The sequence below is a fragment of the Leclercia sp. W6 genome (genome assembly GCF_003336345.1).
Classification (GTDB): Bacteria; Pseudomonadota; Gammaproteobacteria; order Enterobacterales; family Enterobacteriaceae; genus Enterobacter.
Genome location: NZ_CP031104.1, coordinates 3641438 through 3663523, shown reverse-complemented (window position 1 = coordinate 3663523; position 22086 = coordinate 3641438). Strand labels below are relative to the sequence as shown.

Below are 22086 nucleotides of genomic sequence, written 5' to 3'. Positions count from 1 at the left end.
GGGTTAAACGTTTACATCATTATCGCTTAACTTATCTACTGTTTTAATGGCTAAATGGGGGTAAGGGAAGTTTTGCAGCGGAACTTTACATTTGCTTAGCCAAAAACCGGGCAATTAACGCAATGGCGAACCATACAGCGCTTTAATGGTTTCTCTCAGCCAGAGGATTTTGGGGTTGTGGCTGTTACGCTTATGCCAGATCAGGGTGAAGGGGACAGTGAGCTTTTGCGCCTGCGCTTCATCGATGGGGATCGGCAGGGCAACCAGCTTCCGCTGGTGGAGCTGATTATAGTGATGGCAATAGTGCGGCGCGGTAGCAATGTAGTTATGGCCCGGCTGCGCCGCCATAAACATCGACTGCTCGAATCCGGGCAGGCTCATGGCGATATTACGCGTACGCCCCATCTCTCTCAGCACTTCATCCAGCGCCCAGGTGTCGCTCCGCTCCCAGAAGATGCTGATATGCGGATAGCGCAGGAAGGTCTCCAGATCCCACGTCTCCTGGAGAGCGGGATGGTCCTCGCGCAGATAGACGCAAGGGCGGTCGCTGAAGAGAATTTCGTAGTCGATAAACCACGGCATCAGCTTCAGTAACTCCCGGGAGCGCGGGTGCGTTTCGCGCCCGGTAAAACCGAGATCGACCTCCCCGCGGGTAATGGCGTCCAGCGAATCGTAATCCCAGTGGCGCATCTTCACGGTCGCCTGTGGGTAACGCTGGTTCACCTGTTCCAGCAGAGCGTTAAAGCGGATCAGCATCAGCGGCGTTTCCGCCGCCAGCTCAAAGGTCAGGCCGCCGGGAGAGTCATGGTGGAATTTATCGAGGATCTGGTTGCCAATCTGCATCCAGTCGGCCAGATCCTGTTCCAGACTCACCGTCAGCGGGGTGGGCAGCAGCCCCAAAGGGGTCTTCACAAACAGGGGATCGTCAAACCAGTCGCGCAGCTTCGCCAGCGATTTACTCACCGCGGACGGGGTAACGTTCATCCGTTTCGCGGCTTTGGTGACGCTGCGTTCCTGCAGCAAAAGCTGCAGGCACAACAACAGGTTAAGATCGAGACTGCTGAGGGGCTTCTTCATGATGTGCTGCGGGCCGGATGACCATAAGTAGGGTGATGCCGAGCATGCTACAGCCAATCAGAACCCCGATCAGCATATTCAGTGCATTCAGCCCGATTATCGCCGCCAGCCAAATCCACAGCGACGAGCCGCAGACCTGAGTAATACCCAGCACCGAGCTTGCCACTCCCGCTCGCAGCGCAAACGGGCCTAATGCCTGGCTCATCGCCACACCAAACCCCATTGAGAACCCGGCGCAAACCAGAGTGATACCCGCCAGCATCAAGGTTGGAGAACTGGCTGTCGCCAGCACCACGCCCGCCGCCAGGAATAGCACCTGGGAGGACAGCATCAGCGTGCGCTGACTGAAGATATTCAGCGCAAACGGCGCCGAGAAGGAGACGGCCATGCTGACCAGCGCGGTTAACGCCATCACCGTGGAATACTCGCCGCGATCGAAACCCATGATTTCCATTAATAATACCGGGGAAGCGTTTACATAGGTCAGGATCACCGCCACGCTCAGGGTAGTGATCAGCAGCCGGCTGATGAAGAAGCGGTTAAGCAGCGTCTCCTCCGGCGGAACCGACGCGGTGTGAGTATGGTTATGCGCCCCTGGATGGGTCTCTTTCAGCACTGCGATAGAGAGGATAAAAACCAGCATTCCCATCGCCGCCATGGCCCAGAAGAGGCTCTGCCATGGAAATTGCAGCATGATCAGGTAGCCCACCACCGGTGCCAGCACCGGAATAATACAGGTAATACCGTTTATCATGGAGAGTACTTTGGCGCGTCGCTGGGTGCTTAAGGTGTCACGCAAAATCGCAAACGCCACCACGTAGCAGCCGCCCGCGCCGATGCCCTGGATAAAGCGCCCGGCCAGAAACAGCGTGCTCTCCTGCGCCAGAGAACAGAGCACCGATGCCAGGGCAAATATCACAGCCCCGGTAATGGCGACGGGCTGACGCCCGGCTTTATCGGCAATCTTCCCGGCAAATACCATCGATGACGCCATCCCCGCGAGGTAGGCTGAAAACGCGATATGCAGCTGCGCTTCGCTGGCGCCCAGATCGCGGGCGATATGCGGCAGCCCCACCAGATACATATCAATGCCCGATGGATAAAGCAGCACCAGCGCAAAACTACAAAACAGAAAACGAGCCATAAACCCCCCATAAATGCAGGCATGAAGCATAGGGGGAGAAGAGAGGTTTAGCGAGTTGCCATTTGGACAAAGGTGATTTCCTGGCAGGAAAGCCACCTCAGCGTGAGGTGGCTTACAGGAACGCAGGCAGGATCAACCGAAGCGCGGCAGGAAATTAAAGGTATTACCGAACCAGCAAAAAATGACCACGACACCGAAGAGGATCACCAGGGAAGGGATTACCATCCCTCCCCAGACGGTGAACATCTTATCCGGGAATTTCTGTCTCGCTTTCAACGCGAGCAGGGCCGGGACAATGACCGCCCATAGGGTTGCACACAACCCGGCACCGCCAATTCCGTAGATAAAGCCGTTCGGGAAGATAAGGTAAAGCAAAGTGGGCGGCAGGAAGGTCAGCATGATCGTCTTCAGACGACCGGAGGGGGAATTATCCAGTTTAAAGAGGTCGGCAAGATAATCGAACAAGCCTAGCGTGACGCCAAAGAAGGAGCTGGCGACGGCTAAATTGGAGAAAACCAGTAAACAAAATTCGATGACCCCATGCTGCCGGGTGCCAAGGAAAGACTTCACCAGCGAATCGACGTTGCCCCCTGATGAGATGATCTCGTTGAAGCTGTCGCGGGTGATATTCCCCATCGTGCAATACAACCAGAACAGATAGATAAAAAGCGCCAGCAGCGAGCCAAACACAAGGCTTTTGATCAGCTTATCTTTCCGCTTTCCATAGCAGATGATCAGGCTGGGAATGTTGCCATGAAAACCAAACGACGCCAGGCAGACGGGCAGGGCCATAAAGATATAGGGGAAGTAGGTGGTATTGCTGGCCGAGGTAACGTTGCTGTCTCTTAATATCGAGTAATCAACCTGAAAGAAAAACGACCCAAAAACAACGATAAAGGCGATGATCTTAATGCCTAAAAACAGCGAGGTAATTCTGCTGGCGGCTAATGAGCTGAACCACAACACCGCCGCGACAAAGAGCGCCGTACTGACACCCACAATGCGCGGGTTCATATGCGTGCCCTGATTCATGGCGATGGTTTCACTTATGATTGCGCCATTGGCCGAGATATAGGCATAGGTCAGGATATAAAGCACAAAGGCGACCGTGAAACCACTTACGATATTCCATTTATTGCCAAGCAGATCTTTGGTGACCGTATTAAAACTTGAACCGACAGGATAGTTTAAATTTGCTTCCAGCAATAATAACCCGGAGTGAAGCATTGAAAACCAGGCGATAATTAAAATAAACGCACCCCAAAAAAACCATGCCCCTGCCAGATCCACGGGTAAAGCAAACATCCCCCCGCCAATAACGGTACCTGCTATAACCATGACACCCCAAACCGAAGAGTGTTTAGTCTCTAATTCTAAAGCATTATCCATGGTGCCCCCATCAATTATGGTAAGCCTGATGTTATTGATATATTTACTTTGCGGGTGGCTAACATTATTTAGCCACCCGGGGACAGAAGGTTAAACTTCTTTGAGTTTTGCAGTGAAGTGGCGTAATACTTTAGGTTCGTAGGTGAAGGTTAACCCTTTTATATTCTTCGCATTTTCTTTAACGTGTTTAAAGGCTTCGACGATGAAATCCATATGCGATTGCGTGTAGGTTGCGCGTGGAATTGTTAAACGCAGCAGCTCTGCCGGGCAAGGTAATTGTTTACCGGTTTTCGGATCGCGGCCTAATAAAAATGAACCGATTTCCACTGCACGAATACCCGCCACTTTATAGAGCTCACAGGCCAGCGCCTGCGCCGGGAACTGTTCTGCTGGAATGTGCGGCAATAACTTACCCGCATCCACAAAGGCAGCATGGCCCCCTGCCTGCTGGCAAACCACCCCGATGGCTTCCAGGCCGTCAACCAGGTACTGCACCTGATTAATCCGGTACGCCAGCCAGTCCTGGCCCATGCCGTCATGCAGGCCGACAGCCAGACGCTCCATTGCGCCACCTTCAAGGCCACCGTAAGTCGGGAACCCTTCCTGGACAACGCACAACGTTCTGCACTCGGTGTAGACGTCGAAGTAGTCATCGTTTTTGATGCACAGCAACCCGCCCATTGGCACCATGGCATCTTTCTTAGCGGACATCGCCAGCATATCCGCGTACTTGTAGGTTTCCCGGGTTATTTCCGCGATAGTCCAGTCTTTATATTCCGCTTCACGTTTTTGAATAAACCAGGCGTTTTCTGCGAAGCGCGCGGAATCCATCACTACCGGGATATCGTATTTTCTGGCAATCGCATACATCGCCTTCAGGTTCGCCAGCGACACCGGCTGTCCACCGGCGGAGTTGCTGGTGATGGTTGCGACAATATAAGGCACGTTACTCGGACCCACTTCTTCGATGCCGTTTTCCAGGCCCTGCAGGTCAAAGTTGCCTTTAAAATCGTAACGGACGCCGGTATCGAATGCTTCCTTAATATAGACGTTGCGCACGGTGCAGCCATTTATCTGGCTATGGCCCTGCGTGGTATCAAAGAAGTAGTTCGAGAAGGCGACCATTTTCGAGCGATCTAATCCCTTCTCCTGCTCGCGTTTTTTGATTAACACAGGAATATAGATCTGCTCCGCGCCGCGCCCCTGATGGGTCGGGATAGTATATTGATAGCCGAAAATCTCTTTCACCGCGTCAGACAGCGCATAGTAACTCCGGCTTCCACTGTAGGCTTCGTCACCGCGCAACATGGCGGCCTGCATATTTTGTGTGACCGCGCCGGTGCCGCTGTCGGTCAGTAAATCAATAAATACGTCTTCGCTATCCAGCAGGAAAGGGTTCATCCCCGATTTAATAATAGCGTTTTCGCGATGCTCCCTTGTGGTGCGTTTAACCGGCTCAATGACTCTGATGCGAAATGGTTCTGGTAAATGTTTGAAGTTTTCCATTATATCATTCCTGTTTTTATCGCAGCGGTGCTGGTGGCTATTTTAATAACCATTAATACAGGCATGCCCGGGCCTGCCATACCGCTACGCAACCGGGAGAATATATTCCACCGACAGAGACGTGCAGAGGCACAATTGCAGCCTTACGGGCGCAATGATTTCAGGCATACCGGATAAATAGAGTGTTAATCTATTCAGGTTGCATAGAGAATGAGAGCGAAGGGAGATTAAGGATGGTGATTGACAATTTTATTGTCAATATTGAACCACTTAGAGGTGATATATGTATTTAAGATAATCATCATTGATTTATCCTCATTAGACACGCTACTACACTATTCGAATGAAAATATTTGTCTATGCGCGATGATATTAATTGTGATTGTAATCACAGAGAATATAACAGGCGTATTTGGTATTTATTCAGGTAATATGGGAAAAGAAAAGCCGCAATAACAGCGATGCTATTGCGGCTTTTTTGCAGTTAACTGCAACGGATTTATTTCCCGATGCAGAAGCTGGAGAAGATGCGACCCAGCAGATCATCCGAGGTAAACTCCCCGGTGATCTCGCTTAACGCCTGCTGCGCCAGACGCAGCTCTTCCGCCAGTAACTCTCCGGCCCAGGCGCCGAGCAGCTGGGCTTTACCCTGATCCAGATGCTGTGCCGCTTCTTCCAGCGCCTGCAGATGGCGACGACGGGCGAGGAAGCCGCCCTCCATGCTGGTATCAAAGCCCATGCTCTGCTTCAGATGGTTGCGCAGCTCATCCACGCCCTCGCCGGTACGTGCCGACAGACGGATAAGTGAGTGACCATTCACATCGCTGATACCCAGCGTTTCGCCGGTAACGTCCGCTTTGTTACGCACCACGGTGATCGGCAGTTTTGCCGGCAGGCGGGCGATAAAGTCCGGCCAGATCTCGGCCGGGTCAACGGCGGCGGTGGTAGTCCCGTCTACCATAAACAGCACCCGGTCGGCCTGCTCGATCTCCTGCCAGGCGCGCTCGATACCGATACGCTCCACTTCGTCACTGGCATCGCGTAAGCCCGCGGTGTCGATGATATGCAGCGGCATACCGTCGATATGAATGTGTTCCCGCAGCACGTCGCGGGTGGTACCGGCTATGTCGGTGACAATCGCCGCTTCACGCCCCGCCAGGGCATTCAGCAGGCTCGATTTCCCGGCGTTCGGACGCCCGGCAATGACCACCTTCATCCCTTCGCGCAGCAGGCTGCCCTGACGCGCCTCGGCGCGTACCGCGTCGAGATCGTTCATCACTTCGTTAAGCTGGGCTTCGATTTTGCCATCGGAGAGGAAGTCGATCTCCTCATCCGGGAAATCAATGGCTGCTTCCACGTAGATGCGCAGGTGAGTAAGTGCTTCCACCAGATGGTTAACGCGCGCGGAAAAGGCGCCCTGCAGCGAGTTCAGCGCCGAACGCGCGGCCTGTTCGGAGCTGGCGTCGATCAGGTCGGCAATCGCTTCTGCCTGGGCCAGATCCAGCTTGTCGTTCAGAAACGCCCGCTCGGAGAACTCGCCCGGTTTGGCGATACGTACGCCCGGCAGAGTCAGAATGCGTTTTAGCAGCAGGTCGAGGATCACCGGCCCGCCGTGGCCCTGCAGTTCGAGCACATCTTCGCCGGTAAAGGAGTTCGGGCCCGGGAACCAGAGTGCGATGCCCTGATCCAGCGCCGTTCCGTCGCTATCTTTAAAGGGCAGATAATCGGCATAGCGTGGCTTTGGCAGTTTACCCAGCACCGCTTCTGCTACCTCGCGCGCCTTCAGGCCGGAGATACGCAGAATGCCCACACCACCGCGTCCCGGTGGGGTTGCCTGGGCGACGATAGTGTCGTTATGGCTCATGGTTTGTCTCTTCTTAACGCAATAAAAAAGGCGGTCTGATGACCGCCTTTATTTTAGCTACAGCCTACTTGGGATCAGGAGCTTTTCTTTTCGCGGCTATGCAGGCCACGTTTTTCCAGACCACGGTAGATCAGCTGTTGCTGAAGGATGGTTACCAGGTTGCTGACGATATAGTACAGCACCAGACCTGACGGGAACCACAGGAAGAACACGGTGAAGATGACCGGCATAAAGGTCATGATTTTCTGCTGCATCGGGTCGGTCACGGTGGTCGGCGACATCTTCTGGATGAAGAACATCGTCACGCCCATCAGGATCGGCAGGATGTAGTACGGGTCCTGTGCGGACAGGTCATGGATCCACAGCGCGAACGGCGCGTGGCGCAGCTCAACGGAGCCCATCAGCATGTAGTAGAGCGCAAGGAAGATAGGCATCTGGATCAGCAGCGGGAAGCAGCCACCCAGCGGGTTCACTTTCTCGGCTTTGTACAGGGCCATCATCTCCTGGCTCTGACGCTGTTTATCATCGCCCAGACGCTCACGCATCGCCTGAATCTTCGGCTGCAGCATACGCATCTTCGCCATGGAGGTGTACTGCGCTTTGGTCAGCGGGTACATGATGCCACGAACGATAAAGGTGATAACGATGATGGAGAAGCCCCAGTTACCCAGGAAGCTGTGGATCCACTTCAGCAGCTTGAACAGCGGCTGAGAGATGAACCACAACCAACCGTAGTCTACGGTCAGGTCCAGGTGCGGCGCCACGGCAGCCATTTTGTCCTGGATTTCCGGGCCGACCCACAGGGTGCTGGCCAGCGTACCGGTTTGACCCGGCTGAACCAGAACCGGCTGAGACTTATAGCCGATAGCGGCAACACCGTTACCCAGGTTCGCGGTATAGAAGTTGTTGGTACCGTCGTTATTCGGGATCCATGCGGTAGCGAAATACTGCTGCAGCATCGCAACCCAGCCGCCTTTGGAGCTGACGTTCAGGTTTTCGTTATCGGCGATGGTGTCGAACTTGTATTTCTCGTATTTCGCATCCGGCGTAGAGTACGCTGCGCCGCGGAAGGTGTGCAGCGCGAAGTTGCTGCTACCGGTGTCGCGGTGCGACGGCAGATTGATGGACTGCTTCAGCTGACCAAAGGTCGACACTTCCAGCGGCTTCGCACCGGCGTTCTGTACGTTATAGCCCACGTTTACCGCAAACTCACCGCGTTTCAGGGTGAAGGTTTTGGTGAAGGTGTTACCCGCGGCGTCGGTGTAGGTCAGCGGAATGGTGATTTCGTTCTGACCATCGGCCAGCACAAAGGTATCGCTATCTACGTTATAGAGCGGACGCGCACCGTTAGCCGGGTTATCCGGGCCATCACGACCGGTCAGGCCGCTCTGTGCCTGATAGATAAACTCAGGCGTGGTTTCCAGCAGCTGGAAAGGTTCGGAAGACTTCAGCTCTTTCGGGTAGGTCAACAGCAGCGCTTGCTCAATATCACCACCACGGGTGTTGATAGTCAGCTCAAGCACATCGGTCTTAACCGTAATCTGTTTCCCCTGGCCACTGGCCGGTACGCCCTGGTCGGCGGCGCTACCCGCTGCGGTGGTCGTTGTCTGCGTGACCTGCTGCTGAGGTTGAGGATTTTTGTCCTGCTCCCAAGCCTGGAAGATCATGAAAGACACGAACAACAAAGCGATGATAAGAAGATTGCGTTGCGAATCCATCGTTAGTGTTCTCTGGTATCAAAAGGTCCTGGAGGGACGGGGTCGTCTCCACCTGGGTGTAAAGGGTGGCATTTTAATACGCGTTTCACCGTCAACCAACTGCCTTTTATCACTCCAAACCTGCGCAATGCCTCAATTCCGTATTGCGAACAGGTCGGTCTGAAACGACAGTGTGGCCCGAGTAGCGGACTAATCAGGCGTTGATAGACCCGGATAAGGCCGATCAGGACCCGTGAGCCAGGCGACAGTGGCGGCGCCATAATTTTTCCAACGCTTCCGAGAGAGCACGGTTATCGAGGTCGGCAACCCCTTTTTTAGCCACCACCACGAAATCCATAGAAGGCAGTTCATGTTGACGTAAACGGAAGCTTTCACGCGTCAGACGTTTAATCCGATTGCGTTCATGCGCACGCTTAACGTTTTTCTTGGCGACAGTGAGACCGATACGGGGATGCCCCAGCGAATTTTGGCGGCCGAGAATGGTGATTTGCGGCGTGCCAGCCCGTTGTGGCTGCTGGAAGACGAAAGTGAAATGAGTGGGAGTTAACAAACGTAACTCCCTGGGAAATGCTAGCTTAACCACTCAGGGGTTAGCTTAATTACTTGGAAACGGTCAGACGTGAACGGCCTTTAGCACGACGACGTGCCAGAACCTGACGACCATTTTTAGTAGCCATACGAGCACGGAAGCCGTGAGAACGGTTGCGCTTCAGTACAGACGGTTGAAAAGTGCGTTTCATGGCGATTTCTACCTAAACTTGAATAAATTCAATGACTTTTTGTGGAGTCCGAACGAATAACGAACGATGGACGCCGAAGCCATGGGTGATTAAAGAGGCCGGATTGTAATAATTGTACACTCCGGAGTCAATTCTCTTTCCTTATTTCCCGCGTCTTTCCGCACGTTTTTAGCGTGCAAATTGAGCAGCGTCAGACGCAGGAAATCGAGTCCCACGCGCCGGGTGGGGAATTATACGGGCTCCAGGGCAAATCGCAAGGATCGTCCAGGATCTTCGTTAGATCATTTAAGCAAAAAATTGTCGTTACTCATTAATTTTTCCAATATGCGGCCTAAATCGCGGGGTCGCTTCGCCAGGATCGTTTACACTTACCCCGTTTCGTTCCTCCTGTGGATAAATCGGGAAGAAACTGTGAGAAACAGAAGATCTCTGGCTCAGTTTAGGCTATGATCCGCGGTCCTGATCGCGATCCCAGGATCCAGAGCAGGTAAAAAAAACCGCAGATAGCGGTTCGCACGTCCCCCTAAACGCCGGGTTCTTTCGACGTGTGTCAACAATCACGACTATTCAATAGCTTTCTTTTTATGTTCGAGTGGAGTCCGCCGTGTCACTTTCGCTTTGGCAGCAGTGTCTTGCCCGATTGCAGGATGAGTTACCAGCCACAGAATTCAGTATGTGGATCCGCCCGTTGCAGGCGGAACTGAGCGATAACACGCTGGCTTTGTATGCGCCAAACCGTTTTGTGCTCGATTGGGTCAGGGACAAATACCTCAATAACATCAACGGACTGCTAAACGAATTTTGCGGTGCCGATGCCCCACAGCTGCGTTTTGAAGTGGGCACTAAACCGGTCACCCAAACCCTTAAAGAGACCGTCAACGTCGCCGCTGCGCCCGCGCAGACCGCGCAGGTTCAGATGCCGCGCGTCGCCCCTGCGCCGCGTGCGGGCTGGGATAACGTCCCGGCACCGGCAGAGCCGACCTATCGCTCTAACGTTAACGTCAAACACACCTTTGATAACTTCGTCGAAGGTAAATCGAACCAGCTGGCCCGCGCGGCGGCACGCCAGGTGGCGGATAACCCGGGCGGCGCCTATAACCCGCTGTTCCTTTATGGCGGTACCGGTCTGGGTAAAACGCACCTGCTGCATGCGGTAGGCAATGGCATCATGGCGCGTAAGCCCAATGCCAAAGTGGTGTATATGCACTCCGAGCGCTTCGTTCAGGACATGGTAAAAGCCCTGCAAAACAACGCGATCGAAGAGTTTAAACGCTACTACCGTTCCGTTGATGCGCTGCTGATCGATGACATCCAGTTCTTTGCCAATAAAGAACGATCCCAGGAAGAGTTTTTCCACACCTTCAATGCGCTGCTGGAAGGCAATCAGCAGATCATTTTGACCTCGGATCGCTATCCAAAAGAGATCAACGGGGTTGAAGATCGTCTGAAATCGCGCTTCGGCTGGGGCCTGACCGTGGCGATCGAGCCACCGGAGCTGGAAACCCGCGTGGCGATCCTGATGAAAAAGGCCGACGAGAACGACATTCGTCTGCCGGGCGAGGTGGCGTTCTTTATCGCCAAGCGTCTGCGTTCCAACGTTCGTGAGCTGGAAGGCGCACTGAACCGCGTGATCGCTAACGCCAACTTTACCGGACGGGCGATCACCATCGATTTCGTGCGTGAGGCGCTGCGCGATCTGCTGGCGCTGCAGGAAAAACTGGTCACCATCGACAATATTCAGAAGACGGTGGCGGAGTACTACAAAATTAAAGTGGCAGATTTGCTGTCTAAACGTCGTTCCCGCTCGGTGGCGAGACCGCGTCAGATGGCGATGGCGCTGGCAAAGGAATTAACCAACCACAGTCTGCCGGAGATCGGCGATGCGTTTGGTGGCCGTGACCATACCACCGTGCTGCACGCCTGCCGTAAGATCGAGCAGCTGCGTGAAGAAAGCCACGACATCAAAGAAGACTTCTCCAATTTAATCAGAACATTATCATCGTGATGCTATGAAATTTACCGTTGAACGTGAACATTTATTAAAACCGCTGCAACAGGTGAGTGGCCCCTTAGGCGGCCGCCCGACGCTGCCTATTCTTGGTAACCTGCTGCTGCAGGTGGCAGACGGCACGCTGTCGCTGACCGGGACCGATCTCGAGATGGAAATGGTCGCACGTGTGACGCTTTCTCAGCCTCACGAAGCGGGCGCAACCACCGTTCCGGCGCGTAAGTTCTTTGATATCTGCCGCGGACTGCCTGAAGGGGCAGAGATTGCTGTGCAGCTGGAAGGCGACCGTATGCTGGTGCGCTCTGGCCGCAGCCGTTTCTCGCTCTCTACGCTGCCTGCTGCTGACTTCCCGAATCTGGACGACTGGCAGAGTGAAGTCGAATTCACCCTGCCACAGGCCACCATGAAGCGCCTGATTGAAGCCACCCAGTTCTCTATGGCGCATCAGGACGTTCGCTACTACTTAAACGGCATGCTGTTCGAAACCGAAGGGGAAGAGCTGCGTACCGTTGCCACCGACGGCCACCGCCTGGCGGTCTGCTCCATGCCGGTTGGCGTGACGCTGCCGAACCATTCGGTGATCGTACCGCGTAAAGGCGTGATTGAGCTGATGCGTATGCTCGACGGCGGCGAAACTCCGCTGCGCGTGCAGATTGGCAGCAACAACATCCGCGCCCACGTGGGCGACTTTATCTTCACTTCCAAGCTGGTGGATGGTCGTTTCCCGGACTATCGCCGCGTATTGCCGAAGAACCCGGACAAAACGCTGGAAGCGGGCTGCGATATCCTCAAGCAAGCCTTTGCCCGCGCGGCAATCCTCTCCAACGAGAAATTCCGCGGCGTGCGTCTGTACGTGAGCGAAAACCAGCTGAAGATCACGGCCAACAACCCGGAACAGGAAGAGGCCGAAGAGATTCTGGATGTCACCTATGCTGCAGGCACCGAGATGGAAATCGGCTTTAACGTCAGTTACGTGCTGGATGTGCTGAACGCGCTGAAGTGCGAGAACGTGCGTATTCTGCTGACCGACTCCGTGTCGAGCGTACAAATTGAAGATGCCGCATCACAGTCGGCTGCTTATGTTGTCATGCCAATGAGACTGTAATGTCGCTCACCCGCCTGTTGATCCGCGACTTTCGCAATATCGAAAGCGCGGATCTTGCTTTATCCCCCGGCTTTAACTTCCTGGTTGGCGCCAACGGCAGCGGCAAAACCAGCGTGCTGGAAGCCATCTATACGCTCGGCCATGGCCGGGCGTTTCGCAGTTTGCAGATTGGCCGCGTCATTCGCCACGAGCAGGAAGCGTTTGTGCTTCATGGCCGTTTACGGGGCGAAGAACACGAGACCGCCATCGGCCTGACCAAAGACAAGCACGGTGACAGCAAGGTACGCATCGACGGCACCGACGGGCACAAAGTGGCCGAGCTGGCGCTGCTGATGCCCATGCAGCTAATCACCCCCGAGGGGTTTACTTTACTCAACGGCGGCCCCAAATACAGAAGAGCCTTCCTCGACTGGGGATGCTTCCATAACGAAGCGGGCTTCTTTACCGCCTGGAGCAACCTCAAGCGGCTGCTGAAACAGCGCAATGCCGCGCTGCGCCAGGTGACCCGCTACGCCCAACTGCGGGCGTGGGACAAAGAGCTGATCCCGCTGGCGGAGCAGATTAGCCGCTGGCGTGCGGAGTACAGCGCCGGGATCGCGGAAGACATGGCGGACACCTGCCAGCAGTTTTTACCCGAGTTCTCCCTGAGCTTCTCCTTCCAGCGCGGCTGGGAGAAAGAGACAGATTATGCCGAGGTGCTGGAGCGAAGCTTCGAGCGCGATCGCATGCTGACCTACACCGCGCATGGCCCGCACAAGGCGGATTTCCGCATTCGTGCCGATGGCGCGCCGGTGGAAGACACCTTATCACGCGGGCAGCTTAAACTTCTGATGTGCGCCCTGCGCCTGGCGCAGGGCGAGTACTTAACCCGTGAGAGCGGGCGACGCTGTCTGTATCTGATTGATGATTTTGCCTCGGAACTTGACGACGCGCGGCGCGGGCTGCTTGCCAGCCGCTTAAAAGCCACACAGTCGCAGGTTTTCGTCAGTGCGATTAGCGCTGAACACGTAATAGACATGTCGGACGAAAATTCGAAGATGTTTAACGTGGAAAAGGGTAAAATAACGGATTAACCCAAGAATAAATGAGCGAGAAACGTTGATGTCGAATTCTTATGACTCCTCCAGTATCAAAGTCCTGAAAGGGCTGGATGCGGTGCGTAAGCGCCCGGGTATGTATATCGGCGATACGGATGACGGCACCGGTCTGCACCACATGGTATTCGAGGTGGTAGATAACGCTATCGACGAAGCGCTCGCGGGTCACTGTAAAGACATTATTGTCACCATCCACGCCGATAACTCTGTTTCCGTACAGGATGACGGACGCGGCATCCCAACCGGCATCCACCCGGAAGAGGGCGTCTCTGCGGCGGAAGTGATCATGACCGTTCTGCACGCGGGCGGTAAGTTCGATGATAACTCCTATAAAGTGTCCGGTGGTCTGCACGGCGTGGGCGTCTCTGTAGTTAACGCCCTGTCGCAGAAGCTGGAGCTGGTGATCAACCGCGAAGGTAAAATTCACCGTCAGGTCTATACCCACGGCGTGCCGCAGGCACCGCTGGCGGTAACGGGCGAGACGGAGAAAACCGGTACCACGGTCCGTTTCTGGCCGAGCCTCGAAACTTTCTCCAACGTGACCGAGTTCGAATATGACATCCTGGCGAAGCGTCTGCGCGAGCTGTCATTCCTGAACTCCGGCGTCTCGATTCGCCTGCGCGACAAGCGCGACGGCAAAGAAGACCACTTCCATTACGAAGGCGGTATCAAGGCGTTCGTTGAGTATCTGAACAAGAACAAAACGCCAATTCACCCGAATATCTTCTATTTCTCCACCGAAAAAGATGGTATCGGCGTGGAAGTAGCGCTGCAGTGGAACGACGGTTTCCAGGAAAACATCTACTGCTTCACCAATAACATTCCGCAGCGCGACGGTGGTACGCACCTGGTCGGCTTCCGTACGGCGATGACCCGTACCCTGAACGCCTACATGGACAAAGAAGGCTACAGCAAAAAAGCGAAAGTCAGCGCCACCGGTGACGATGCCCGTGAAGGCCTGATCGCCGTTGTCTCCGTAAAAGTGCCGGATCCGAAGTTCTCCTCCCAGACCAAAGACAAGCTGGTCTCCTCTGAGGTGAAATCGGCGGTTGAACAGCAGATGAACGAGCTGCTGAGCGACTACCTGCAGGAAAACCCGTCCGACGCTAAAATCGTCGTCGGTAAAATTATTGATGCGGCGCGTGCCCGTGAAGCGGCGCGTAAAGCCCGTGAAATGACCCGTCGTAAAGGCGCGCTGGATTTAGCAGGCCTGCCAGGCAAACTGGCGGACTGCCAGGAACGCGACCCGGCGCTATCCGAACTGTACCTCGTGGAAGGGGACTCCGCGGGCGGTTCTGCGAAGCAGGGCCGTAACCGTAAGAACCAGGCGATCCTGCCGCTGAAGGGTAAAATCCTCAACGTTGAGAAGGCGCGCTTCGACAAGATGCTCTCCTCTCAGGAAGTGGCAACCCTGATCACCGCGCTGGGCTGCGGCATTGGCCGCGACGAGTACAACCCGGACAAGCTGCGCTATCACAGCATCATCATCATGACCGATGCGGACGTCGACGGCTCGCACATTCGTACCCTGCTGCTGACCTTCTTCTACCGTCAGATGCCGGAGATCGTTGAGCGTGGCCACGTCTACATTGCCCAGCCGCCGCTCTACAAGGTGAAAAAAGGCAAGCAGGAGCAGTACATCAAAGATGACGAGGCGATGGATCAGTACCAGATCGCTATCGCTCTTGATGGCGCCACCCTGCACGCCAACTCAAGCGCCCCGGCGCTGGCGGGCGAGCCGCTGGAGCGTCTGGTCTCCGAGTACAACGCCACCCAGAAGATGATTGGCCGCATGGAGCGCCGTTATCCAAAAGCGCTGCTGAAGGCGCTGGTTTACCAGCCGACTCTGAACGAAGCCGATCTCGATAACGAGCAGGCGGTGACCCGCTGGGTAAATACCCTGGTCAGCGAGTTGAACGAGAACGAGCAGCACGGTAGCCAGTGGAAGTTCGATATTCAGCAGAACGCCGCTCAGCAGTTCGAGCCGGTGATCCGTGTGCGTACCCACGGCGTGGATACCGACTATCCGCTGGAGCACGAGTTCGTGACCGGCGCGGAATACCGTCGTATCTGTACCCTCGGCGAGAAGCTGCGTGGCCTGATCGAAGACGACGCCTTCATCGAGCGTGGCGAACGCCGTCAGCCGGTTGCCAGCTTCGAGCAGGCGCTGGAGTGGCTGGTGAAAGAGTCCCGTCGTGGCCTCTCCATTCAGCGCTATAAAGGTCTGGGCGAAATGAACCCGGATCAGCTGTGGGAAACGACCATGGATCCGGAAAGCCGCCGCATGCTGCGCGTTACCGTTAAGGACGCGATTGCTGCCGACCAGCTGTTCACTACCCTGATGGGCGATGCGGTTGAACCCCGTCGCGCCTTCATCGAAGAGAACGCCTTGAAAGCGGCGAATATCGACATCTAAGCCGTTTGTTCCCCGGTGGCGCTGCGCTTACCGGGGCTACAGGTTTCGTAGGCCCGGTACGCGTCAGCGCCACCGGGCTTTTCTTTAGATGCAAAAGAGGAATTTCCTCTCCAGACCCCATCCCCTTTCTTACCGTGTTTTTTGAGCGGAATCGCGTTAGCATGAAGCCAGACTCATTCCAACCGGGGATCCCATGGCTATCAAACTCATTGCAATCGATATGGACGGCACGCTGCTGCTGCCAGATCACACCATCTCTCCTGCCGTTAAAAATGCGATTGCCGCAGCCCGTGAGAAGGGCGTGAACGTGGTGCTGTGCACCGGTCGCCCGTATGCGGGGGTACATAACTACCTGAAAGAGCTGCACATGAATGAGCCGGGAGATTACTGCATTACCTACAACGGTGCGCTGGTGCAGAAAGCGGCCGATGGCAGCACGGTGGCGCAGACGGCGCTGAGCTATGACGATTATCGCTATCTGGAACAACTCTCCCGCGAGGTAGGCTCGCACTTCCATGCCCTCGACCGCACCACGCTGTACACCGCGAACCGCGATATCAGCTACTACACCGTGCATGAATCCTACGTCGCCACCATCCCCCTGGTGTTCTGCGAAGCGGAAAAAATGGATCCCGAAACCCAGTTCCTGAAGGTTATGATGATCGATGAACCCGCCATTCTCGACCAGGCCATCGCCCGCATTCCGGATGAAGTAAAAGAGAAGTACACCGTGCTGAAAAGTGCGCCGTACTTCCTCGAAATCCTCGATAAACGCGTCAATAAAGGCACCGGCGTGAAATCGCTGGCCGAAACGCTGGGGATCAAGCCGGAAGAGATCATGACGCTCGGCGATCAGGAAAACGACATTGCGATGCTGGAATATGCTGGCTTAGGCGTGGCGATGGAGAACGCGATCCCGTCGGTGAAAGAGGTGGCTAACTTCGTCACTAAATCTAACCTCGAAGACGGCGTGGCCTACGCGATTGAGAAGTTTGTGCTGAATTAAAGCCTGGCAAAACACGCGCTCCCGAACCCGCACTCGTTGCGGGTTTTTTTATCCCCTCAAGAACCTTTCTTTAACATTCCTTTCACTGATTGCTCTTTTTGTGATCTGGATTGTAGTACAACACAATATGATTGTACTACATTACGACCACGGCAATGACGAATGGCATCACGTTTGTACTGCAAAATTGAGGCGAAATTCAGCGGTCGCGGTAAAGTAGGGGCGGACCTACAGAGCACAAGGACTCTCCATGACTCTCAATAAAACCGATCGCATCGTCATCACGCTGGGCACCCAAATCGTGGGTGGCAAGTACGTTCCTGGGTCACCGCTGCCCGCCGAGGCAGAGCTGTGTGAGGAGTTTGAAACCTCACGCAACATCATCCGGGAAGTGTTCCGTTCGCTGATGGCGAAGCGGCTGATTGAAATGAAGCGTTATCGCGGCGCCTTTGTTGCCCCGCGTAACCAGTGGAACTACCTCGATACCGAGGTCTTGCAGTGGGTGCTGGAAAACGATTACGACCCACGGCTGATTGGCGCGATGAGCGAGGTGCGAAACCTGGTGGAGCCGGCAATCGCCCGCTGGGCGGCTGAACGCGCAACCTCTGGCGACCTCGCGCAAATTGAGGCGGCCCTGAACGATATGATCGCCAATAACCAGGATCGGGATGCTTTTAACGAGGCGGATATTCGCTACCACGAGGCGGTGTTGCAATCGGTACATAACCCGGTGCTACAGCAGCTTAGCGTGGCGATCAGCTCGCTACAGCGAGCAGTATTTGAACGAACCTGGATGGGTGATGAGGCCAACATGCCGAAGACGCTCCAGGAACATAAAGCGCTGTTCGATGCGATACGCCATCAGGACAGCGATGCGGCAGAGCAGGCGGCGCTCACCATGATCGCCAGCTCGACACGAAGGTTGAAGGAAATCACATGACATCACGCTACATCGCAATTGACTGGGGATCGACCAATCTGCGCGCCTGGCTGTATCAGGGTGAGCAGTGCCTGGAGAGCAGGCAATCAGAAGCAGGCGTCACGCGCCTGAACGGTAAATCCCCGGAAGCGGTGTTAGCAGAGGTGACACAAAACTGGCGCGACGGCGCCACGCCGGTGGTAATGGCAGGCATGGTTGGCAGTAACGTGGGCTGGAAGGTTGCCCCTTACCTGCCGGTTCCTGCCTGTTTCTCCGCTATTGGCGAACAGTTAACGTCCGTAGGCGACAATATCTGGATCATTCCAGGGCTGTGCGTCTCCCGCGACGATAATCACAACGTGATGCGCGGTGAGGAAACCCAACTCCTCGGCGCGCGCACGCTCTCTCCTTCTTCTGTCTATGTCATGCCTGGTACGCACTGCAAATGGGTGCAGGCTGATGCGGAGCAAATCGCTGATTTTCGCACCGTGATGACCGGCGAATTACACCATTTGCTGCTGAAGCATTCGCTGGTGGGGGCGGGTCTGCCGGAGCAGACAGCCTCGCCGGAAGCATTTGCCGCCGGGCTTGAGCGCGGGATCGCTTCCCCCGCCGTTTTGCCGCAGCTTTTTGAGGTTCGCGCCTCGCACGTGCTGGGAACCCTTCCCCGCGAGCAGGTGAGCGAATTTTTATCGGGCCTGCTGATTGGCGCAGAAGTTGCCACCCTGAGCGAACAGTTCGCCGGGCAGCAGTCCATCACCCTCGTCGCGGGTTCATCGCTGACCGCACGTTACCGCCAGGCGTTCCACGCCATTGGACGTGACGTGGCGGCGGTGGAGGGCGACACGGCATTTCAGGCTGGAATAAGGAGCATCGCTCATGCAGTGGCAAACTAATCTTCCCCTTATCGCGATTCTGCGCGGCATCACCCCTGACGAGGCCATTGCCCACGTTGGCGCGGTGATCGACGCCGGATTCGACGCGGTGGAAATCCCGCTCAACTCCCCGGAGTGGGAAAAAAGCATTCCGGCGGTCGTGGATGCGTTTGGCGACAAAGCGCTGATCGGCGCGGGGACCGTGTTACAGCCGGAGCAGGTGGACAGCCTGGCGAAGATGGGCTGCAAGCTCATTGTGACGCCCAATATCAACCCTGAGGTGATCCGCCGCGCGGTGGGCTACGGCATGACGGTTTGTCCCGGATGCGCCACGGCGACAGAAGCCTTTACCGCTCTCGATGCGGGCGCACAGTCACTCAAAATTTTCCCGTCGTCGGCCTTTGGCCCGGATTACATAAAAGCGCTGAAAGCGGTGTTGCCCGCCAGTGTACCGGTCTTTGCCGTGGGCGGCGTCACGCCAGAAAACCTGGCCCAGTGGATGAACGCGGGCTGTGTAGGGGCGGGTCTGGGTAGCGAGCTCTATCGCGCCGGGCAGTCCGTTGAGGGTACCGCGCAGCAGGCGGCAGCATTTGTAAAAGCGTATCGAGAGGCAATGCAATGAAAATAACCAAACTCACCACCTACCGTTTACCGCCGCGTTGGATGTTCCTGAAAATCGAAACCGACGAAGGGGTGGTTGGCTGGGGCGAGCCGGTGATTGAAGGCCGTGCGCGCACCGTTGAAGCGGCGGTGCATGAGCTGGGCGAATATCTGATTGGTCAGGATCCGGCGCGTATTAACGACCTGTGGCAGGTGATGTACCGTGCGGGCTTCTACCGTGGCGGCCCAATCCTGATGAGCGCCATCGCCGGTATCGACCAGGCACTGTGGGATATCAAAGGCAAAGTGCTGAACGCCCCGGTCTGGCAGCTGATGGGTGGCCTGGTACGCGACAAAATCAAAGCTTACAGCTGGGTGGGCGGTGACCGTCCGGCGGAAGTGATCGACGGCATTAGCAAGCTGCGCAGCATCGGTTTCGACACCTTCAAACTTAACGGCTGCGAAGAGATGGGCGTTATTGATAACTCGCGGGCGGTGGATCGCGCAGTAAATACCGTGGCGCAAATCCGCGAAGCCTTCGGCAACGAGATTGAGTTTGGTCTCGATTTCCACGGCCGCGTCAGCGCGCCGATGGCGAAACTGCTGATCAAAGAGCTGGAGCCGTACCGTCCGCTGTTTATCGAGGAGCCGGTGCTGGCCGAGCAGGCCGAGTACTACCCGAAACTGGCGGAGCAGACGCACATTCCGATCGCGGCGGGCGAACGCATGTTCTCGCGCTTCGAGTTTAAACGCGTGCTGGAAGCGGGCGGGATTGCGATCCTGCAACCGGACCTCTCCCACGCGGGCGGCATCACCGAATGCTACAAAATTGCCGGGATGGCAGAAGCCTATGACGTGGCCCTGGCGCCGCACTGCCCACTGGGCCCGATTGCGCTGGCAGCCTGTCTGCACGTGGACTTTGTTTCGCGCAACGCGGTATTCCAGGAGCAGAGCATGGGCATTCACTATAACAAGGGCGCGGAACTGCTCGACTTTGTGAAGAATAAAGAAGACTTCAGCATGGAAGGCGGTTTCTTTAAACCGTTAACGAAACCGGGCCTTGGCGTGGAGATCGACGAAGCCAAAGTCATTGAGCTGAGTAAAAATGCGCCGGACTGGCGTAATCCGTTATGGCGTCATGAAGACGGCAGCGTAGCGGAATGGTGATCACCACGCCGTAGGCCCGGTAAGCGCAGCGCCACCGGGCAACAATCTCACAGACAAAAATATAACCCTCTGTAAATTACAGGGCATGGTGAGCGGCCTCGCTATGCCCAAAATCTGGAGACAGATTGCGATGGATATTCCAGTTACTGCTACCAAAACCGGGCGTCGCCGCTACCTGACGCTGATGATGATCTTTATTACCGTGGTCATCTGTTATGTCGACCGCGCCAACCTTGCTGTGGCTTCGGCCCATATTCAGGAGGAGTTCGGCATTACCAAAGCGGAGATGGGCTACGTCTTCTCGGCGTTCGCCTGGCTCTATACGCTATGCCAGATCCCGGGCGGCTGGTTCCTCGACCGCGTCGGCTCGCGCCTGACCTACTTTATCGCTATTTTCGGCTGGTCCGTGGCGACCCTGTTCCAGGGTTTTGCTACCGGCTTAATGTCGCTGATTGGCCTGCGCGCCATCACCGGTATTTTCGAAGCGCCAGCGTTCCCGACCAATAACCGCATGGTCACCAGCTGGTTCCCGGAACATGAGCGCGCCTCTGCCGTCGGGTTCTATACTTCCGGGCAGTTTGTTGGTCTGGCATTCCTGACGCCGCTGCTGATCTGGATCCAGGAGCTGCTGAGCTGGCACTGGGTGTTCATCGTCACCGGCGGGCTCGGCATCATCTGGTCGTTTATCTGGATTAAGGTCTATCAGCCGCCGCGCCTGACCAAAAGCATCAGCAAAGCCGAGCTGGATTACATCCGCGACGGCGGCGGCCTGGTGGATGGCGATGCGCCAGTGAAAAAAGAGGCGCGCCAGCCGCTGACCAAAGCTGACTGGAAGCTGGTCTTCCACCGTAAGCTGGTGGGCGTGTACCTTGGCCAGTTTGCGGTGACCTCCACGCTGTGGTTCTTCCTGACCTGGTTCCCGAACTACCTGACCCAGGAGAAAGGCATCACCGCGCTGAAGGCGGGCTTTATGACCACCGTGCCGTTCCTGGCGGCCTTCTTTGGCGTGCTGCTCTCCGGCTGGCTGGCGGATAAGCTGGTGAAAAAAGGGTTCTCCCTCGGCGTGGCGCGTAAAACGCCGATCATCTGCGGGCTGCTGATCTCCACCTGCATCATGGGCGCCAACTACACCAACGATCCGGTATGGATTATGACCCTGATGGCGGTGGCGTTCTTTGGGAATGGCTTTGCCTCCATCACCTGGTCGCTGGTGTCGTCGCTGGCCCCGATGCGTCTGATTGGTCTGACCGGCGGGGTGTTTAACTTCGTTGGCGGCCTGGGCGGGATCACCGTTCCACTGGTGATTGGCTACCTGGCGCAGGACTACGGTTTTGGCCCGGCGCTGGTCTATATCTCCGCGGTGGCCCTGATTGGCGCGCTCTCCTACATCCTGCTGGTGGGCGACGTTAAACGGGTAGGCTAATCTCCTGCAATGCTATACCCTGATGCGACATC

The 22086-nt window shown here is 55.8% G+C and carries 20 protein-coding genes; 10 read left to right on the top strand and 10 right to left on the bottom strand.

All coding sequences use genetic code 11. The features are described 5' to 3' along the window. Positions 1-114: 114 nt before the first annotated feature. From yidZ to rpmH, 10 genes are all read right to left on the bottom strand, one after another. Complete coding sequence (gene yidZ / locus DVA43_RS17925; protein WP_114316322.1) at positions 115-1077, bottom strand: HTH-type transcriptional regulator YidZ; 963 nt, start codon at positions 1075-1077, stop codon at positions 115-117. Continuing rightward, the gene (locus DVA43_RS17920; RefSeq protein ID WP_114316321.1) at positions 1046-2221 is read right to left on the bottom strand and encodes an MFS transporter; all 1176 of its coding nucleotides are present in this window, start codon (positions 2219-2221) and stop codon (positions 1046-1048) included. Before DVA43_RS17920 ends, yidZ begins: the two co-directional genes overlap by 32 nt. Before the next feature lie 132 nt (positions 2222-2353). After that, on the bottom strand, positions 2354-3610 hold the full coding sequence (gene tnaB, locus DVA43_RS17915) for a low affinity tryptophan permease TnaB (RefSeq protein WP_114316320.1): 1257 nt from the start codon (positions 3608-3610) through the stop codon (positions 2354-2356). A gap of 90 nt (positions 3611-3700) precedes the next feature. After that, positions 3701-5116 carry a tryptophanase gene (gene tnaA, locus DVA43_RS17910; protein WP_103177626.1) on the bottom strand — a complete coding sequence of 472 codons (1416 nt, stop codon included), beginning with the start codon at positions 5114-5116 and terminating at the stop codon, positions 3701-3703. Between the two features lie 227 nt (positions 5117-5343). Next, positions 5344-5418 carry a tryptophanase leader peptide gene (gene tnaC / locus DVA43_RS25365; protein ID WP_103181005.1) on the bottom strand — a complete coding sequence of 25 codons (75 nt, stop codon included), beginning with the start codon at positions 5416-5418 and terminating at the stop codon, positions 5344-5346. 197 nt (positions 5419-5615) lie between these two features. Continuing rightward, positions 5616-6980 (bottom strand): tRNA uridine-5-carboxymethylaminomethyl(34) synthesis GTPase MnmE, encoded by a 1365-nt coding sequence (gene mnmE / locus DVA43_RS17900; protein WP_114316319.1) that lies wholly within the window; start codon positions 6978-6980, stop codon positions 5616-5618. Between the two features lie 74 nt (positions 6981-7054). Then, positions 7055-8698, bottom strand: coding sequence for a membrane protein insertase YidC (yidC, locus tag DVA43_RS17895; RefSeq protein ID WP_103177628.1), 1644 nt, complete (start codon positions 8696-8698; stop codon positions 7055-7057). 2 nt (positions 8699-8700) lie between these two features. Next, positions 8701-8958 carry a membrane protein insertion efficiency factor YidD gene (gene yidD, locus DVA43_RS17890; RefSeq protein WP_072036746.1) on the bottom strand — a complete coding sequence of 86 codons (258 nt, stop codon included), beginning with the start codon at positions 8956-8958 and terminating at the stop codon, positions 8701-8703. Continuing rightward, positions 8922-9281, bottom strand: a complete 360-nt coding sequence (rnpA, locus tag DVA43_RS17885) for a ribonuclease P protein component (protein ID WP_014072458.1) — start codon at positions 9279-9281, stop codon at positions 8922-8924. The genes yidD and rnpA overlap by 37 nt, the downstream gene beginning before the upstream one ends. Positions 9282-9297: 16 nt before the next feature. After that, a complete protein-coding gene (rpmH, locus tag DVA43_RS17880; protein ID WP_003849659.1) occupies positions 9298-9438 on the bottom strand; it encodes a 50S ribosomal protein L34 in 141 nt (46 codons plus the stop codon). 604 nt (positions 9439-10042) lie between these two features. Here rpmH and dnaA point away from each other — a divergent pair. The 10 genes from dnaA (at position 10043) to DVA43_RS17825 (ending at position 22054) form a co-directional block, all read left to right on the top strand. Then, the gene (dnaA, locus tag DVA43_RS17870) at positions 10043-11443 is read left to right on the top strand and encodes a chromosomal replication initiator protein DnaA (RefSeq protein WP_103177629.1); all 1401 of its coding nucleotides are present in this window, start codon (positions 10043-10045) and stop codon (positions 11441-11443) included. Between the two features lie 4 nt (positions 11444-11447). After that, positions 11448-12551 (top strand): DNA polymerase III subunit beta, encoded by a 1104-nt coding sequence (gene dnaN / locus DVA43_RS17865; RefSeq protein ID WP_103177630.1) that lies wholly within the window; start codon positions 11448-11450, stop codon positions 12549-12551. Continuing rightward, complete coding sequence (gene recF / locus DVA43_RS17860; protein WP_114316318.1) at positions 12551-13624, top strand: DNA replication/repair protein RecF; 1074 nt, start codon at positions 12551-12553, stop codon at positions 13622-13624. Before dnaN ends, recF begins: the two co-directional genes overlap by 1 nt. A 28-nt stretch (positions 13625-13652) precedes the next feature. Then, a complete protein-coding gene (gyrB, locus tag DVA43_RS17855) occupies positions 13653-16064 on the top strand; it encodes a DNA topoisomerase (ATP-hydrolyzing) subunit B (protein ID WP_103177632.1) in 2412 nt (803 codons plus the stop codon). 193 nt (positions 16065-16257) lie between these two features. Then, positions 16258-17070, top strand: a complete 813-nt coding sequence (gene yidA / locus DVA43_RS17850) for a sugar-phosphatase (RefSeq protein WP_103824251.1) — start codon at positions 16258-16260, stop codon at positions 17068-17070. A gap of 250 nt (positions 17071-17320) precedes the next feature. Continuing rightward, positions 17321-18010: a D-galactonate utilization transcriptional regulator DgoR gene (gene dgoR / locus DVA43_RS17845; RefSeq protein ID WP_103177634.1), complete on the top strand. Its 690-nt coding sequence runs from the start codon at positions 17321-17323 to the stop codon at positions 18008-18010. Continuing rightward, entirely contained in the window at positions 18007-18885 is an 879-nt protein-coding gene (locus DVA43_RS17840; RefSeq protein WP_114316317.1) for a 2-dehydro-3-deoxygalactonokinase, read from the top strand. The genes dgoR and DVA43_RS17840 overlap by 4 nt, the downstream gene beginning before the upstream one ends. Further along, positions 18869-19486, top strand: a complete 618-nt coding sequence (locus DVA43_RS17835; RefSeq protein ID WP_114316316.1) for a 2-dehydro-3-deoxy-6-phosphogalactonate aldolase — start codon at positions 18869-18871, stop codon at positions 19484-19486. Before DVA43_RS17840 ends, DVA43_RS17835 begins: the two co-directional genes overlap by 17 nt. Further along, positions 19483-20631, top strand: a complete 1149-nt coding sequence (dgoD, locus tag DVA43_RS17830) for a galactonate dehydratase (RefSeq protein WP_103177637.1) — start codon at positions 19483-19485, stop codon at positions 20629-20631. The genes DVA43_RS17835 and dgoD overlap by 4 nt, the downstream gene beginning before the upstream one ends. A gap of 85 nt (positions 20632-20716) precedes the next feature. Beyond that, on the top strand, positions 20717-22054 hold the full coding sequence (locus tag DVA43_RS17825) for an MFS transporter (protein ID WP_114316315.1): 1338 nt from the start codon (positions 20717-20719) through the stop codon (positions 22052-22054). Positions 22055-22086 lie beyond the last annotated feature (32 nt).

Coding starts and splice junctions, on each gene's coding strand:
- yidZ (WP_114316322.1), bottom strand. CDS start 1,077: ATGAAGAAGCCCCTCAGCAGTCTCGATCTTAACCTGTTGTTGTGCCTG.
- DVA43_RS17920 (WP_114316321.1), bottom strand. CDS start 2,221: ATGGCTCGTTTTCTGTTTTGTAGTTTTGCGCTGGTGCTGCTTTATCCA.
- tnaB (WP_114316320.1), bottom strand. CDS start 3,610: ATGGATAATGCTTTAGAATTAGAGACTAAACACTCTTCGGTTTGGGGT.
- tnaA (WP_103177626.1), bottom strand. CDS start 5,116: ATGGAAAACTTCAAACATTTACCAGAACCATTTCGCATCAGAGTCATT.
- mnmE (WP_114316319.1), bottom strand. CDS start 6,980: ATGAGCCATAACGACACTATCGTCGCCCAGGCAACCCCACCGGGACGC.
- yidC (WP_103177628.1), bottom strand. CDS start 8,698: ATGGATTCGCAACGCAATCTTCTTATCATCGCTTTGTTGTTCGTGTCT.
- yidD (WP_072036746.1), bottom strand. CDS start 8,958: ATGGCGCCGCCACTGTCGCCTGGCTCACGGGTCCTGATCGGCCTTATC.
- rpmH (WP_003849659.1), bottom strand. CDS start 9,438: ATGAAACGCACTTTTCAACCGTCTGTACTGAAGCGCAACCGTTCTCAC.
- dnaN (WP_103177630.1), top strand. CDS start 11,448: ATGAAATTTACCGTTGAACGTGAACATTTATTAAAACCGCTGCAACAG.
- recF (WP_114316318.1), top strand. CDS start 12,551: ATGTCGCTCACCCGCCTGTTGATCCGCGACTTTCGCAATATCGAAAGC.
- gyrB (WP_103177632.1), top strand. CDS start 13,653: ATGTCGAATTCTTATGACTCCTCCAGTATCAAAGTCCTGAAAGGGCTG.
- yidA (WP_103824251.1), top strand. CDS start 16,258: ATGGCTATCAAACTCATTGCAATCGATATGGACGGCACGCTGCTGCTG.
- dgoR (WP_103177634.1), top strand. CDS start 17,321: ATGACTCTCAATAAAACCGATCGCATCGTCATCACGCTGGGCACCCAA.
- DVA43_RS17840 (WP_114316317.1), top strand. CDS start 18,007: ATGACATCACGCTACATCGCAATTGACTGGGGATCGACCAATCTGCGC.
- DVA43_RS17835 (WP_114316316.1), top strand. CDS start 18,869: ATGCAGTGGCAAACTAATCTTCCCCTTATCGCGATTCTGCGCGGCATC.
- dgoD (WP_103177637.1), top strand. CDS start 19,483: ATGAAAATAACCAAACTCACCACCTACCGTTTACCGCCGCGTTGGATG.
- DVA43_RS17825 (WP_114316315.1), top strand. CDS start 20,717: ATGGTGAGCGGCCTCGCTATGCCCAAAATCTGGAGACAGATTGCGATG.